Genomic DNA, 14084 nt, shown 5'->3' with positions numbered 1-14084 from the left:
ATGAAACTTGGTTCTTGAGTCTTGTGAATTGAGTCTTTCTCTAATGGCCGGCATCTACCTCCACATCCCATTCTGCCGAAAGGCCTGCACCTACTGCGATTTCCATTTCAGCACTTCCGCAAAGGGCCGCGAAGGATTGCTTGATGCGATGGAGCTGGAGCTACTTCGTCGCTCGAATGAAATCGGCGATGCTCCTGTGAGCACGATCTACTTCGGTGGCGGAACTCCCAGCTTGTTGGAGCCAGCGCGCATCGCAGCCTTGCTTCAACAGTGCAGCGACTTGTTCCGTGTGCAACGCAATGCCGAGGTGACTTTGGAAGCGAACCCCGACGACATCACCGCCGAGCGCTTGGAGCAATGGAAGGCGATGGGTATCACGCGCCTGAGCCTCGGCACGCAGAGCTTCCGCGCCGACCGTTTGATTTGGATGGGCCGCGCGCACAATGCCGCGCAAGCATTGAAGAGCATCGCGCTCATCGCGAAAGCAGGATTCGCCTCGTGGACCATCGACCTGATCTACGGCTTGCCGCAGATGACCTTGACGGAATGGGACGAGCAACTCACCATCGCACTCGATCACGGCATGCCGCACCTGAGCGCCTATTGCCTCACCGTGGAGCCGAAAACGGCGCTCGCGCACCAAGTGAAGAAGTCGATCGTGAGCATGCCCGGCGATGCGGACCAGAGCGCGCAATTCGACCGCTTGATGGAGCGCATGGAGGCCGCTGGACTGGAGCACTACGAGATCAGCAATTTCGGCTTGCCCGGCCACCACTCGCGGCACAACAGCAGCTACTGGGAAGGCGTGCCCTACCTCGGCATCGGCCCATCGGCGCATTCGTTCGATGGAAGCAAGCGCCGCTGGAACATGGCGAACAACGCGCGCTACGTGCAGGGCGTGGTTGAAGGCGCACGGTTTTGGGACGAAGAGTTGCTCACGCCCGCGCAGCGCACCAACGAGCGCTTGCTCACCGGTTTGCGCACGAGCAAAGGCGTTGAGCTGGCCCGTCTGGAAATGGATGTGATCAGTCATCAACGCAGGGCCGTTGAGCGATGGACCGCAACAGGCCACCTGATTCACGCCGATGGGCGGTTAGTTTTGACGAAAGCGGGCAGGCACTTCGCGGATCGGATCGCGAGCGACCTGTTCGTCAACGACGATGATCGCTGAGATCACCCACCGCGGCCGCAGCTTCAAGGTTGACCTCTCGAAGCCGCTGGACCTTTCGCTTCCGCTGAGCGAGAGTGGTCCGCGCGCATGGTACGTGGGGCCTGTGGCGATTGAACCCGTGCGCAACAAGGATGAAGCAGGCGTGGAGAAGATCTACGCCGTGAGCGAAGGCGCGCCTGTGAACTTCCGCAACGTGTCCTTCAACCCGCACGGCCATGGCACGCACACCGAGAGCGTGGGGCACATCAGCCCGGAGATCCACGCCGTGGGCAATTTGCTCAAGCGCTACTTCTTCACTGCGCAAGTGTTGAGTGTGCGCCCAGAGACACGGCGCGCGCCCGACCAACGGGAGGACCGCGTGATCACCCTGGAGCAGCTGCGGCACTTGGTGAATGAGCGTCCGCCGGAGGCGTTGGTGCTGCGCACGCTGCCCAACGACGACGAAGCCGGCACGCGCCAATGGAGCGGCAGCAATCCCTGCTACTTGCAGAGCACCGCATGCGCGTGGTTGCGCAGCATCGGCGTGAAGCACCTGCTGCTCGATCTGCCGAGTGTAGATCGCGAAGAGGATGGCGGCGTGCTGGCAGCGCACCATGCCTTCTGGGATTTCCCGAACACCATCGACTTGGAGCGCACCATCACCGAGATGATCCATGTGCCCGCGAGCGTGGGCGATGGCGACTACCTGCTCGAGCTGCAGCTGCCGCACTTCATCAACGATGCCGCGCCGAGCCGTCCGGTGCTGTACGCCGTGCTGCCATGACAATCGACGAGTTGCAAGCGCATTGCGCCACGAAGCCCGGCGTGAGCTGGGACACACCTTTCGGACCTGACGTGCTCGTGTTCCGTGTGGCCGGGAAGATCTTCGCCTTGGCACCGCTCGATGTCTTCGAGACCATCAACCTGAAGTGCGAACCCGAACGCGCCATCGACCTGCGCGAGCGCTACGAAGGCATCGTGCCGGGCTTCCACATGAACAAGCAGCACTGGAACACCGTGGATGTGACCGGCTCCGTGCCGCGCAAGCTCTTGGTGGAGCTGGTCGATCACAGCTACGAGCTGGTGCGCGCGAGTTTGCCGAAGAAGTTGCGGGAGGAGCTCAAGTAGGCAGTGGGCAGTTTGCAGTAAGCAGTTGGCGGGCCCGAGAGACCTCGCCAACCCCCGCGACTGCTTACTGCAAACTACCTACTGCTGACTGCCTACTTGAGCCAATACCTTCGCCGCCGCCATGTCCTTCAACGCTCGCCGCAACAGCCGCATCCTGCTCGGTTACTTCTTCCGGGGCCTGCTCCTGCTCGTTCCGATCACCGTGATCGTATGGGCCGTGTGGCGCGTGCTCGCCTTCCTCGATGGCATCATCCAAACGGACATCCCTGGCCTGGGCATCCTCATCCTCTTGGCCATCATCACAGCAGCGGGTTGGCTGGGCAGCACCATCCTCTTTCAGCCTTTGGCCGAGATCGGCGACGAGGTGCTGCAGAAAGTGCCGGTGATCAAGACCATGTACGGCGCGCTGAAGGACATGATGGAGGCGCTCGTGGGCAGCAAGCGCAAATTCGATCGGCCGGTGCTCGTGCGGCTCGGCGGATTGGAAGCGGAGCGCCTCGGCTTCATCACGCAGGAGGATCTGGAGCACTTGGGCATCGGCGCGGAGAAGGTCGCTGTCTATATGCCGCACTCCTTCGCTTGGAGCGGCAACGTCTTCATCGTGCCGCGCACCAATGTCCGTCCGATCGATGCCAACCCCGCCGATGTGATGAAGTTCGCCGTGAGCGGTGGCGTCTCCAAGGTGGCAGAGGAGTGACGGATGCCTCTGCGGCACGTCCATTGGAAACCGATGACCATGAGATCGACCCTGCTCCCCTTCGTACTTCTCGCTCTTGCGTCACACGCGCAACCAACCGTGCAAGTGTCCTCTTGCTCGTTCAGCACCGGCATCCATCCAACGCTCAGCTTCCAGTTCGAGGGCACCGATGTGAAGTACGTGGAGTCGTGGTGGAAGGATGAGCTGAAGCGCGTGAGCCGCGATGTATCGAACAAGAAGGAAGTGGTGGCTGCGAGCGCGTTGCTTCCACAGATCTCGCCTGACACCGTGCGTGTGCTGATGAAGGCCGAGCAGCGCAAGGGAGCGCCGTTCACCGTGGCGCATGTGGCCTTCCTCACCAAAGAAGGCTGGCTGGGTCCGAGCAGCGATGCCAGGGCCTTTGAGGGAGCCAAGGCCTATGTGCAGCAGCAGAGCACCATGCTTCGGCGGCAGCTCGCACAGCAAGAGCTCTCCATCGCTGAGAAGGGCCTGTCCAAGCTGGAACAGGAGCTGAGCAACCTGCAGCGCGAGAAGGAGCGCATGGAATCCAGCATCGAGAAAGCGAAGCAGCGCGCCGCAGAGGCCGTTCAGGAGCAAGAGCGCCTGGTCCGGGAAGCGGAAGAGCAGGCCGCAAGGTGGAGCGTCAGCGCAAGGAGAACGCGGCCGAGCCGGACGCGGAAGGAGAGAAGGCCCTGGCCGCGTTGCAGAAGCAGCAAGCCAAATTGCAGGATAAGCGCAGCAAGGCCATTGCGGAAGAGGCCCAGCAGAAGAAGAAAGCTGAAGAACTGGCTTGGGAGGTGAAGAAGAACCTCGAAGCCCAGGAACGCAAGCGCGGCGAGATCTCGAAGCAGGAGCAGCTCGTGCGGGCCATGCGCGAGAAGCTCGAGGCCATCCGATAGCCGCCTCTACCTTGGCGCGCTCGATGCGCAGCCGTACCCAAGCCCTTTGGCTCCTGCACTTCACGGTCTTCCTGTGGGGCTTCACGGGCATCTTCGGCAAGCTGATCCAGCAAGGCACCTTGCATCTGGTGTACACGCGCACCATCATCGCAGCGCTGGGCCTGGCGGTGGCGGCGGTGCTCATGAAGCGCTCGCTCTCGTGGCGCACGCCGAAACTGGGCGTCTATCTGCTCACCGGCCTCATCATCGCCGGGCATTGGATCACCTTCTATGGCGCCATCAAGATCAGCACGGCCAGCATCGCAGCGGCTTGCTTGAGCACGAGCACGGTATTCACGGCGCTGCTGGAGCCGATCTGGTTCAAGCGCAAGGTGCGCGGGTATGAAGTGGTGCTCGGCCTGATCGTGATCGCGGCGCTGCTGCTGATCTTCGGATTGGAGACCGATCACCGATGGGGCATCGTCGTAGGCGTGCTCAGCGCGCTGCTCAGCGCCTGGTTCAACATCATCAACGCGGTGCTTGTGCACAAGGATGATCCCGTGCGCATCAGCTTCTACGAGATCGCGAGCGTGGCGGCCTTCCTGTTCCTCATCCTCCTGGCCATCCCTTTCATTCAAGGTCTCGGAGTCGCTGGGCTCGATGGAGCGTTGGCCGATCAAGGCGGATTGCCGCCACCGCTCTGGGAGCTGCCCACCAGCGACATCGTCTATCACCTGTTGCTCGGACTCGTCTGCACTTCCTTGCCCTTCGTCACGGGCATCCTCGTGATGCGCAAGCTCTCGGCCTTCACGGTCATGCTCACGGTGAATCTGGAACCGGTGTACACGATCCTGATCGCGCTGTTGATCTGGGGAGCGGAAGAGCAATTGCGCGCGGGGTCTTACGCGGGCATCGCGCTCATCCTTGCCTGCCTCGTGGTCAATGGCTGGTACCACCGGCGCATGTCGGCCAAGGAGGTGGTGGAGCCGGATCCACTGAGCCACGGGTGAACCGCGCACCGCCCTCCGGTGTTGCCCGGTACCTTCGCCGCCTTCGCATTCCATGTCCGAGACCAAGATCATCGCCCCCTGGCAGTATTGCCCCAGCCTCACGCGCTACGAGCGCTGGCGCACGCGCGAAGTGCGCATCGGCGGAATCGGCATCGGTGGCTCCAACCCCATCCGGGTGCAGAGCATGACCACCACGGACACGATGGACACCGCCGCCACCGTGGCGCAGAGCATCCGCATGATCGAGGCGGGCTGTGAGCTGGTGCGCATTACGGCGCCGAGCAAGAAGGAGGCGGAGAACCTGGCTGAGATCAAGAAGCAGATCCGAGCGGCAGGCTTCAGTGCGCCCTTGGTGGCCGATATCCACTTCACGCCCAACGCCGCCGAGGTTGCAGCCCGCATCGTGGAAAAGGTGCGCGTGAACCCCGGCAACTACGCCGACAAGAAGAAGTTCGACGTCCGCGAGTACACCGATGATCAGTACGAAGAAGAGCTCGGTCGCATCCGCGAGCGCTTCACGCCCTTGGTGAAGATCTGCAAGGAGCACGGCACAGCGATGCGCATCGGCACCAACCACGGCAGCCTCAGCGATCGCATCCTGAACCGGTATGGGGACACGCCGCAGGGCATGGTGGAGAGCGCTTTTGAGTTCCTGCGCGTGTGCCGCGATGAGAATTACCACGAGATCGTGCTGAGCATGAAGGCGAGCAATGTGCAGGTGATGGTGCAGGCCTACCGCCTGCTCGTTCACCGGATGATGCAGGAGGGATGGGACTACCCGCTGCATCTCGGTGTCACGGAAGCTGGCGATGGTGAGGACGGCCGCGTGAAAAGCGCAGCGGGCATCGGTGCCCTGCTGGAAGATGGCATCGGCGACACCGTGCGGGTGAGCCTGACCGAAGACCCCGAGTTCGAGATACCGGTAGCCCGTGCGCTGGTGGATCGTTACGCCGAACGATCGAAGCACGACCCGCTGCCGGCCATCACGAGCGTGCCCATCGATCCATTCGGACACACACGAAGGCGTTCCCACGAAGTCCTGAACATCGGCGCCAGGCACGTACCGGTGGTCATGGCCGACCTGAGCAACAAGGAGAGGATCACGCCCGCAACGCTCTTCGCATGGGGCTACCGCTATAGTGTACCACTGGATAAGTGGAACATCACCGACCAGGCCTGCGACTGCATCTTCATCGGAAAGAACAGCATCGACTTCGAGATCCCAGGAACACTGAGCGTTGTGCAGGACCACGCCGTGTGGTTGACCAACAAGGCCAAGGAGCGCCACTATCCCTTCATCAATAAGGAAGAGTATCTGAGCGGAGTGGAGCAGCATCCGCAGTTCAACCTGGTGTATGCGACCCTGCCTGATCTGGACGATGCATTCATTACCAAGTTGAAGGGCGATCCAACGGCCGTTCTCCTTATCGATAGCTACAGCGCACATGGCATGGCGGAGCAGCGTCGCCTGTTCTTCGCCTTGCTGGAAGCTGGTTGCGAAACGCCCGTGATCATCGGTCGTGCCTACGGGAACATCGGCAAGGACGATCTGGTCCTGCACAGCAGCACGGACATCGGCCCTCTGTTCATTGACGGGCTTGGAGATGGCATCTTCATAGCGGACGAGTACGGCGGTCGTGAAGACCTCGTGTGCCGCACAGCATTTGGCATCTTGCAAGCCACACGCACGCGCACCAGCAAGACCGAGTACATCAGCTGCCCCAGTTGCGGCCGCACGCTCTTCGACCTGCAGGAGACCACCGCCAAAATCCGCGCGCGCACCAGCCACCTCAAGGGCGTCAAGATCGGCATCATGGGCTGCATCGTGAACGGCCCAGGCGAGATGGCCGACGCGGACTTCGGCTACGTGGGCACGGGCCCCGGTGTGATCACTCTGTACCGTGAGAAGGAAGTGGTGAAGCGAAATGTGCCGAGCGAACATGCCGTGGACGAATTGATCGGGTTGATCAAGGAGCATGGGATGTGGGTGGAACAGACGGAGAACTAGCGAACAAGAAGCCCGACCATGCGCACCGCCCTTATCCTCGCGCTCTTCCTTGCAGCAGGCTCTGCCGCCGCCCAACGCACCCGTGCCCTCGAGCAACTCGCCATGACCATGGAAGGCTCCTACACCAGCGCCGAGCAGGCCAAAGGGGACACGAGCTACTTCGAGATCGAGCTGGAGATGAAGCGCATTTGGGCCAAACGGAAGGATGGCGCTTGGTTCTATGTGGAGCAGGCCACTGCTGAGAGCAAGGCCAAGCCATACCGCCAGCGCGTGTACCACGTTCAGGAGGTGAACGACAGCACCTTCACGAGCGAGATCCACACCATCCGGAACGGTGAGCAGTACTTCGGCGCGTACACCGATCACGAGAAGCTCGCGCGCCTCTCTCCGGATTCAATCGATCTGATGCCTGGCTGCACCATCACCTTGCATCGTTACAAGAGCATCTATCAGGGGAGCACGAACGGCCGCGATTGTCCCAACGCGCGCAGCGGTGCTGCCTATGCCACGAGTGAAGTGACCATCCGCAGCGACCGCATGATCAGCTGGGACCGCGGCTACGATGATGCGGGCAATCAGGTCTGGGGCGCCTCAAAGGGGGGGTACACCTTCCTGAAGAAGCGCAAGTACTGAAAGCGCCGAGGCCGCGCCTTACGGGGCGCGGCCTCAGTGCCTATGGTGTATGGAACGTGGTTCACTATTGGGCGGCCACCTCGGCGGTGGCCTTCTCCTGTTCGGCGGCGCTGCCATTGCTAGCGGCCACGCATACCAGGAGGATCAGCAGAACGGCTGCTTGTAGGAGGGTGCGGTGCTTGGTCTGCATGGTGTGGTTCGTTGCGGTATGGCCCTGTGAACGGGCCTTGCTCGCAGCGGTTCCAGCATTTCGACGGTCCAGCACTGGCGATCGACGGAACCTGTCAAGCCCCTTCGGCCATCATTTCCCCAGGTAGCCCTTGATCGCCGCCACATAGGCCTCGAACGCGGCAAGTCCGGCCGAGGATACCCTGCACGAAGTGTTCGGATAGTTGTCCTTGAAGCTCTTGGTTACCTCGATGTAACCGGCCTCCTTGAGCTTGGTGATCTGTACGCTCAGATTGCCGCGTGTGGCACCGGTTTTCTCCAGGATGAAGTTGAAATCAGCGCTCTCCAGCGAGACCAACAGGCTCATCACCGCCAGCCTCAGCTGGTTGTGCAGCACAGGGTCAAGCGGCGCGAACGGCATCTTCTTGGCGCTTCAGGAGCAGACCGGGCAGGATGTATCCCAACAGCATGGTTCCACAGTAAAGCAACGTGATGGCCAATGCATCATGTGTGAAGTGCATGGCAATGCCGGACAGCCAGAAGATGATGCCACCGGCGATGAGCGGCTTGAATCGCATCATTTGGCCGGTCATGAATGTGGGGATGCCGGTAAGCAACGTGACCATCGCACCTGGATCGCGCTCGTTCATCAAACTGACAACGATGGTGATGACCATGGTGATGACGAAGGAGGACCAGAGCCACCCAATGAGGCCGTCCATAGGATTACTCACGGGCTCCTGCCGCCCTTGTCGGGCGCCATGAATCGAACTGATGATGCCGCCGCCGATTCCCGCTACGCCCCAAGGCATGCCGTGCCGAATGGCCGGGTCGAGGTCGGCAAGCAGATAGGTAGCCAGCATAGCCCCGGTGAGCAGGACTCCCCAGAGCAGGAAGTAGAAGCTGAAGCGGCTGAAGCTGCGCTTGGCCTGGTCAATCATGCCTTCAATGACCTTCAAGCTCTGTTCAGGTGTGAGTTGGTTTTCCATGGTGTGGTTGATTCGGAGGACAAACATAGATAAGTTTATAGAGCAAACCAAAATCTGACGTCACTTAGGCCCATGAATGTGCTTGTGGCTGGCGGAAGCGGCTTGGTGGGCAGGGCTGTACTGGAGACGGCGATTCGAGCCGATCGCTTTGACCGGGTGATCGCGCTACTACGGCGGCCCCTCGACTTGAAGGATCGGAAACTCGAGGCCTGGCTCCCGGCCGAAGGCGATTTGTTGACCGCGTTGAGGCCCCAGCCTGTGGATGCCGTGATCTGCTGCCTTGGCACCACCATCCGCAAGGTGGGTGGCGACAAGGCCAAGTTCATCCACGTGGACAAAGACCTGGTGCTCAGCCTGGCGCTTTGGGCAATGGAACAGGGCGCACCGGCCTTCGCGGTGGTGAGCGCAATCGGTGCCGATGCGAAGTCCCGCGTGTTCTACAACCGGGTGAAAGGGGAGATGGAAGAAGGACTGAAGGCGATGGGTTTCCCGGAGCTCCACATCTTCCAGCCATCGATCCTCATAGGTCCGCGCAGCGAGAAGCGATTGGGCGAGCGCATCGGCATCGCGGTGATGAGCGCGATCGCGCCGCTGCTGCCCGACAAGTACAAGCCCATGCCCCACGATGTGCTGGCGAAGGCCTTGATTAATTGCATCGGCACATCAGGGGGCACCCACGCTTACCGCACGATCCGGGCTCTTGCGGGAGCTTAGAAGTTCACCATCCTTCCTGCAGCCAATGCGAGCTCGGCCTCATCAAGCTGCGCGCTCAGGCTATCGCGGGCCGCATCGAAGGCGGGCCGCAGCTCTTGCGCAATGGGTTCCGCGCTGGGGAACTCCTCTTTGCGGTGATCCACCTGCGCTCCGTTCTTCCAGAAGCGGAAGCACACATGCGGACCCGTGGCTAGGCCGGTGCTGCCCACCTCCCCGATCACATCGCCCTGTTGCACGCGCTGGCCCTGCTTCACGAGGACCTTGCGCATGTGCAGGTACTGCGTGCTGTACACGCCGTTGTGCCTGATCTTCACAAAGTTGCCGTTGCCCCCGGTGCGGCCCGCCTGCTCCACTACGCCATCACCCACGGCAAGGATCGGCGTTCCATAAGGTGCTGCGTAATCGGTGCCGAGATGCGCCTTCATCACCTTCTGCACCGGATGCAGCCGCTTGCCGCTGAAGCCCGATGAGATCCGGCTGAATTTCAACGGCGCTTTCAGGAAAGCCTTGCGCAGGCTGTTGCCTTCATCATCGAAGTAGGTGGCCTCCTTGCCCTCGCCGAAACGGAAAGCGGCCTTCACCTTATCGCCGCTGATGTAGCGCGCGGCCAGGATCTGCGGCGCACCCACGCGCTTGCCCTCCACGCTGCGCTCAGCATAGGCCACGCTGAACACATCGCCTTTCTGGATGCGGTAGAAATCGACCGTCCACGCGAACACCTCACTGAGCAGCACGGCGAGCATGGGGTCGGCGCCGGCTTTCGCCAGGTCGTTGTAGAGCGCGCCGGTCACCGTGGCGGCAATGGCATGCTGGGTGAGCGTTACCGCGCGCTCGCCGATGGTCACGTACTCGTTGCCGGGCAGCAAGTGGAAGACGAAGTACTGGATCGGATCGGCCTCGTAGATGAAATAGTGCGGCGTTGCGCCTTTGCGATCGGGCGCAATGAACGCGTATGGATGCCCTGCCCGGAGCTTGCGCACATCGAAGAGTCCCTCTGCCTTCGATACCAGTGTCTCTATCACCGATGCGGATACGCCCTCCGCGCCCAGCAATCCGCCGAAGCTCGCGCCGCTCTTCACGGTTCCCTCGCGCATCACAAGGCTGTCCATGGCAATGCCGTAGGCCAAAGGCGGCGGAAGGGGCACCACCACGGTGTCCTCCACAGGCTGCTCCGCCACGTACTCCTCGCGCGGTCCCAGGTCGACACCGATGAAAACATACACCATGGCCGCCGCGAGCACCACCAACCCGATTTGCACCCACCTCTTCATGCGGGCAAGAAAGGCCTTGTTCGCAAGCCTCGGCCTTGTACCTGCCCGAGCGTTTCCACCATGCGCTGTTACCGGCGCAAATCCGTGCTCGTGGACCTTCCCCTCGGCGATGGCGACCAGTGGTCCGTTAGCATCCGAATCGTGGGTACCCCTGAAAATGACCCCCCTCGCAACGAAAATGACCCCCTTGGAGGATTGGTACTGCGGAGACCTTAGCGGTGTGCGAGAGCTGGCGGTGCGATGCTTGGAATTCTGCTGATCGAACCGAACCGATGAACCTTCTGCAACCTTCGGTGAATTCGGCGGCGGCTCTTGCATCGACCCCGAACCCGATCACCCAAGTGCTTGCGCCCTTGGCCCAGAAGATCCGGACTGTTGAGGCGCGGCTCAACGTTGAAGCTGGGTCTGCCCACGAAGCCTTGAAAGTTGAAGAGGGCATCGCCGACGCGAAGCAGAATGAGCAGTTGGCGGACATCCTCCTTCCTTCCTGGACCGATCCGGACGCCAAGGATCGGGTTGGCGCAATCGAGATCTTCAAGGCGCTGTTCCCATGGTATTCGACCAGGCTCCCAGAGGCCCTTGGGCGATTTGCGGCGAATGATTCCTTGCGGTTTCAGGCAGAGACCGCTGTCGCTCAGGCTGAAGGGGTCGGGGGCAATGCGTTTCTGACGGACCGCGAACCCGTAGGCGTTGAAACGTTCGCGGGCGGTGATGCGACAGTGGCTAGCTCGCGTGTCACCAAGGCCTACGCCGCATGCCCCACCTTGGACAGCCTCGAAGGGATCATGCAAAAACTCGACATTGTGAACGCCAACGGCCCCGCTTCAGTGAACCGCATCATCTGCCGCTTTGTGAAGGAGCGCTCCAAGCGCATGCGAGCTGACATTCAAGCCCGCCTCAACCAGGGCGTGGGTCAGCCATGAGGTTCCGCCAACCCCAACCGTGATGGAAGCAGCATTTGACAACCCCTACCTGGACACGATCATCTCGCTGGCGCTCGTGTATGCGCTGCTCAGTATCCTGGTGAGCGCATTCCTGGAGAGCTGGAACCGCCGCACGAAGGAGCGTGGGGTCTTCCTGCAACGAATCGTGAACCGGCTGCTCGACGACCCCTTGAACAAGAACTATGGCTACTTGATCTACCAGCATCCGATCATCAATGCCATGCGCAGGGACGGGAACAGCTACCCGCACTACCTGCCAGCCGAGGGCTTCGCCAATGCGCTGATCGATACGCTTGCGGGTGAAGGATCGGAATTGCGGATGGCACCTCACCTCGATGGCCGCGATGTGAGCGATGGCCTGCGGGCTCTCAGCGCCGAGGAGCGCGCGCGCCTCACGTATCGGCTCGCGGCAGGGAACGCCACGTCGTTATCGGAAAGGCTCACGAAGGGCGTAGGGGCCATGAAGGAGAGCGAGTTCAAGCGATTGATGACCAACTTCATCGAGCGCAACAGCGAATGGCGCGAGTTGGAATTGCAGGGTGTTGCCGGCGCGGATGATCGCCAGGCAAATCGAGAGCGCACCATCAACATGAACGCGTTGAAGGACGAGCTGGGCCGCTGGTTCGATGGCTGCATGGAGCGGGCGAGCGGCGAGTTCAAGAACAATCAGAGCAATAAGCTGCTCATGCTCGGCTTCGCCGTTGCGCTGTTGCTGAATGTCGATTCGCTGCACCTGGCCAAGGTTTTCCTGCTGGACAAGGACCTGCGTGAGCGCATGGTGAGCGAGGCCGAGCGCGTGGCCGATGCGTACGAGGAGATGAAGGCCGCTTTAGGCCAGGACACGCTGCGCGCCGCCGATTACCTGGCCGCGGCGAGCGATCACGCGGACACCCTCAAGGTGAGGTCGGACCTGGCGCGGAGCCAGCAGCTCTTCCTGAAAGCAGCCAAGGCGGACTCCGTGTTCGAGAAGCAATCGGAAGAGGTATTGCTGATGGTGCGCAACTGGCAATTGCCCCTGGGCTGGAACCCCGGCGAGGCACCGCTGAGCTGGTTCACCGGCAAGCGGCTTAAGCAGGTGCCCAGCGAGTACAAGCCATCGCAACGCGCGGTGCTCGAGCACTTCCGGCGCCGCAACACCTGGAGCCCCTGGAACGCCTTGAAGTGGCTCATCGGCATCACCATCACAGCGTACTCCCTGCGCTTGGGCGCACCCTTCTGGTTCCAGGTCCTGGTGAAGCTCATCAACATCCGCCGCAGCGGCGCGGTGCCCAAGACCATGGACGAACGCAAAGCCCGCTGAGCCATGAGCCGCTACACCAACATCCACAGCCACGTCTTCACCGGTGGTTGCGCGCCCGATTACTTCTTCAAGATCGCCCTGCCCAAGGTCCTGCACCGCTGGGCCGATGAGATCAAGTTCTTCCTCGAGAAGCCCTGGATGCGCTGGATCATCAAGAAGCTGGCACGTCGAAAGGGCGATGGCACATTCATGCGCTACCTCCAGTTCATCGAGGTGGGCACGCAGAGCACGCAGGAAGAGGTCTTCCTCAGCATGAAGAAGGCTTACTCTCAGCTGGGCCCGGGTGTCCGCTTCGTCGGGCTCACCCTCAACATGGACCACATGGACACGCAGCCGAGCAAGCATGCGCGCATCGATACGCAACTGGCCGAAGTGGAGCGAGTGCGCCTGCACTACCCCGATAATTTCTTCCCTTTCGTGGGCGTGGATCCCCGCCACCTTCAAGGCGCGGCGCTGTGCGACTGGGTGAAGCAGAAGGTCGAGCGCGGCATGTTCTTCGGCATCAAGCTCTATCCCAGCCTGGGCTTCTTCCCCTTCGACCCCGCCCTCGATGAACTCTACCGCTGGGCCGCCGCCGCCAAGGTGCCGGTGATGACCCATTGCACCCGCTCGGGATCCTTCTACACCGGCAGCATGGCCAACGTGCTGCCGCATAGCACGCCGCTCAGCCTCTGGCCCAACGACGGTGCCATGAAGGGCATCCACGATCGCGTGGAGCGGTTCCGGAAGGCGGATTGGGTGATGAAGAAGAACAGCATCGCCTGCAATGTGTTCCTGCACCCGGACAACTTCAGACCGGTGCTCAACGCCCATCCTGGCCTCAAGGTCTGCTTCGCCCACTTCGGCGGCGACGATCAGATGCTGGGAGAGGAGCACGAGCTCTTGAAGGAAGGCGTGGACCCGGACAACTTCCACCACAAGGTGCTCGACATGCTGCGCGACTTCCCCAGCGTGTACGCCGACATCTCCTACACCCTCTCGAGCACCGATGCGCTGAAGAAGGTCCCCGGCCTCATCGATGGCACTTTCGGCGACCGCATCCTCTTCGGCACCGATTTCTTCATGACCCTGCGCGAGGCCGAAGAGGAGAAGCTCCTCGCCGACAGCATCCGTGAGATCGGCATGGACCGCTTCGACAGGATCGCGATAGCGAATACGGATAGGTACCTGTTTGCGTGATGACGCAACCGTGTG

At 61.4% G+C, this 14084-nt stretch carries 15 protein-coding genes; 12 read left to right on the top strand and 3 right to left on the bottom strand.

What is annotated here, in order from left to right:
• Window positions 1–43: 43 nt before the first annotated feature.
• From hemW to IPM12_02640, 8 genes are all read left to right on the top strand, one after another.
• A complete protein-coding gene (gene hemW, locus IPM12_02675; GenBank protein ID MBK9146708.1) occupies window positions 44–1171 on the top strand; it encodes a radical SAM family heme chaperone HemW in 1128 nt (375 codons plus the stop codon).
• On the top strand, window positions 1161–1934 hold the full coding sequence (locus IPM12_02670; GenBank protein MBK9146707.1) for a cyclase family protein: 774 nt from the start codon (window positions 1161–1163) through the stop codon (window positions 1932–1934). Before hemW ends, IPM12_02670 begins: the two co-directional genes overlap by 11 nt.
• Window positions 1931–2278 (top strand): MmcQ/YjbR family DNA-binding protein, encoded by a 348-nt coding sequence (locus tag IPM12_02665; GenBank protein ID MBK9146706.1) that lies wholly within the window; start codon window positions 1931–1933, stop codon window positions 2276–2278. Before IPM12_02670 ends, IPM12_02665 begins: the two co-directional genes overlap by 4 nt.
• Window positions 2279–2399: 121 nt before the next feature.
• Window positions 2400–2975, top strand: a complete 576-nt coding sequence (locus tag IPM12_02660; GenBank protein MBK9146705.1) for a DUF502 domain-containing protein — start codon at window positions 2400–2402, stop codon at window positions 2973–2975.
• Window positions 2976–3014: 39 nt separating this feature from the next.
• Window positions 3015–3776 (top strand): hypothetical protein, encoded by a 762-nt coding sequence (locus tag IPM12_02655; protein ID MBK9146704.1) that lies wholly within the window; start codon window positions 3015–3017, stop codon window positions 3774–3776.
• Window positions 3777–3897: 121 nt separating this feature from the next.
• Window positions 3898–4863 (top strand): DMT family transporter, encoded by a 966-nt coding sequence (locus tag IPM12_02650; protein ID MBK9146703.1) that lies wholly within the window; start codon window positions 3898–3900, stop codon window positions 4861–4863.
• Between the two features lie 52 nt (window positions 4864–4915).
• Window positions 4916–6871, top strand: a complete 1956-nt coding sequence (ispG, locus tag IPM12_02645; GenBank protein MBK9146702.1) for a (E)-4-hydroxy-3-methylbut-2-enyl-diphosphate synthase — start codon at window positions 4916–4918, stop codon at window positions 6869–6871.
• A gap of 18 nt (window positions 6872–6889) precedes the next feature.
• Window positions 6890–7504 carry a chromophore lyase CpcT/CpeT gene (locus tag IPM12_02640; GenBank protein ID MBK9146701.1) on the top strand — a complete coding sequence of 205 codons (615 nt, stop codon included), beginning with the start codon at window positions 6890–6892 and terminating at the stop codon, window positions 7502–7504.
• A 301-nt stretch (window positions 7505–7805) separates the two neighbouring features.
• Here the strand turns inward: IPM12_02640 and IPM12_02635 are convergent, their stop codons facing one another.
• Both IPM12_02635 and IPM12_02630 read right to left on the bottom strand, forming a co-directional pair.
• Window positions 7806–8093, bottom strand: a complete 288-nt coding sequence (locus tag IPM12_02635; GenBank protein ID MBK9146700.1) for a transcriptional regulator — start codon at window positions 8091–8093, stop codon at window positions 7806–7808.
• Window positions 8074–8661 (bottom strand): hypothetical protein, encoded by a 588-nt coding sequence (locus tag IPM12_02630; protein MBK9146699.1) that lies wholly within the window; start codon window positions 8659–8661, stop codon window positions 8074–8076. The genes IPM12_02635 and IPM12_02630 overlap by 20 nt, the downstream gene beginning before the upstream one ends.
• A gap of 72 nt (window positions 8662–8733) precedes the next feature.
• On the opposite strand from IPM12_02630, the gene IPM12_02625 reads away from it, so the two are divergent.
• Entirely contained in the window at window positions 8734–9375 is a 642-nt protein-coding gene (locus IPM12_02625) for a hypothetical protein (protein ID MBK9146698.1), read from the top strand.
• Here IPM12_02625 and IPM12_02620 read toward each other — a convergent pair.
• Window positions 9372–10646 carry a peptidoglycan DD-metalloendopeptidase family protein gene (locus IPM12_02620; GenBank protein ID MBK9146697.1) on the bottom strand — a complete coding sequence of 425 codons (1275 nt, stop codon included), beginning with the start codon at window positions 10644–10646 and terminating at the stop codon, window positions 9372–9374. The two genes, IPM12_02625 and IPM12_02620, sit on opposite strands and share 4 nt — an antisense overlap.
• A gap of 272 nt (window positions 10647–10918) precedes the next feature.
• On the opposite strand from IPM12_02620, the gene IPM12_02615 reads away from it, so the two are divergent.
• Genes IPM12_02615 through IPM12_02605 form a run of 3 tightly spaced genes read left to right on the top strand, consistent with a single transcriptional unit; the run spans window position 10919 to window position 14069 of the window.
• Entirely contained in the window at window positions 10919–11569 is a 651-nt protein-coding gene (locus tag IPM12_02615) for a hypothetical protein (GenBank protein ID MBK9146696.1), read from the top strand.
• Window positions 11570–11591: 22 nt separating this feature from the next.
• Complete coding sequence (locus IPM12_02610; GenBank protein ID MBK9146695.1) at window positions 11592–12890, top strand: hypothetical protein; 1299 nt, start codon at window positions 11592–11594, stop codon at window positions 12888–12890.
• 3 nt (window positions 12891–12893) lie between these two features.
• A complete protein-coding gene (locus tag IPM12_02605; protein ID MBK9146694.1) occupies window positions 12894–14069 on the top strand; it encodes an amidohydrolase family protein in 1176 nt (391 codons plus the stop codon).
• The last annotated feature ends 15 nt before the right edge of the window (window positions 14070–14084 follow it).

The organism is Flavobacteriales bacterium (genome assembly GCA_016716605.1).
Classification (GTDB): Bacteria; Bacteroidota; Bacteroidia; order Flavobacteriales_F; family PHOS-HE28; genus PHOS-HE28.
The sequence above is the reverse complement of the archived record's forward strand: the minus strand, read 5'-3'. Positions and strand labels throughout refer to the sequence as shown.

What these genes read in the sequence shown, in the direction of transcription:
- hemW (MBK9146708.1), top strand. Translation starts at nt 44, where the DNA reads ATGGCCGGCATCTACCTCCACATCCCATTCTGCCGAAAGGCCTGCACC.
- IPM12_02670 (MBK9146707.1), top strand. Translation starts at nt 1,161, where the DNA reads ATGATCGCTGAGATCACCCACCGCGGCCGCAGCTTCAAGGTTGACCTC.
- IPM12_02665 (MBK9146706.1), top strand. Translation starts at nt 1,931, where the DNA reads ATGACAATCGACGAGTTGCAAGCGCATTGCGCCACGAAGCCCGGCGTG.
- IPM12_02660 (MBK9146705.1), top strand. Translation starts at nt 2,400, where the DNA reads ATGTCCTTCAACGCTCGCCGCAACAGCCGCATCCTGCTCGGTTACTTC.
- IPM12_02655 (MBK9146704.1), top strand. Translation starts at nt 3,015, where the DNA reads ATGAGATCGACCCTGCTCCCCTTCGTACTTCTCGCTCTTGCGTCACAC.
- IPM12_02650 (MBK9146703.1), top strand. Translation starts at nt 3,898, where the DNA reads ATGCGCAGCCGTACCCAAGCCCTTTGGCTCCTGCACTTCACGGTCTTC.
- ispG (MBK9146702.1), top strand. Translation starts at nt 4,916, where the DNA reads ATGTCCGAGACCAAGATCATCGCCCCCTGGCAGTATTGCCCCAGCCTC.
- IPM12_02640 (MBK9146701.1), top strand. Translation starts at nt 6,890, where the DNA reads ATGCGCACCGCCCTTATCCTCGCGCTCTTCCTTGCAGCAGGCTCTGCC.
- IPM12_02635 (MBK9146700.1), bottom strand. Translation starts at nt 8,093, where the DNA reads ATGCCGTTCGCGCCGCTTGACCCTGTGCTGCACAACCAGCTGAGGCTG.
- IPM12_02630 (MBK9146699.1), bottom strand. Translation starts at nt 8,661, where the DNA reads ATGGAAAACCAACTCACACCTGAACAGAGCTTGAAGGTCATTGAAGGC.
- IPM12_02625 (MBK9146698.1), top strand. Translation starts at nt 8,734, where the DNA reads ATGAATGTGCTTGTGGCTGGCGGAAGCGGCTTGGTGGGCAGGGCTGTA.
- IPM12_02620 (MBK9146697.1), bottom strand. Translation starts at nt 10,646, where the DNA reads ATGAAGAGGTGGGTGCAAATCGGGTTGGTGGTGCTCGCGGCGGCCATG.
- IPM12_02615 (MBK9146696.1), top strand. Translation starts at nt 10,919, where the DNA reads ATGAACCTTCTGCAACCTTCGGTGAATTCGGCGGCGGCTCTTGCATCG.
- IPM12_02610 (MBK9146695.1), top strand. Translation starts at nt 11,592, where the DNA reads ATGGAAGCAGCATTTGACAACCCCTACCTGGACACGATCATCTCGCTG.
- IPM12_02605 (MBK9146694.1), top strand. Translation starts at nt 12,894, where the DNA reads ATGAGCCGCTACACCAACATCCACAGCCACGTCTTCACCGGTGGTTGC.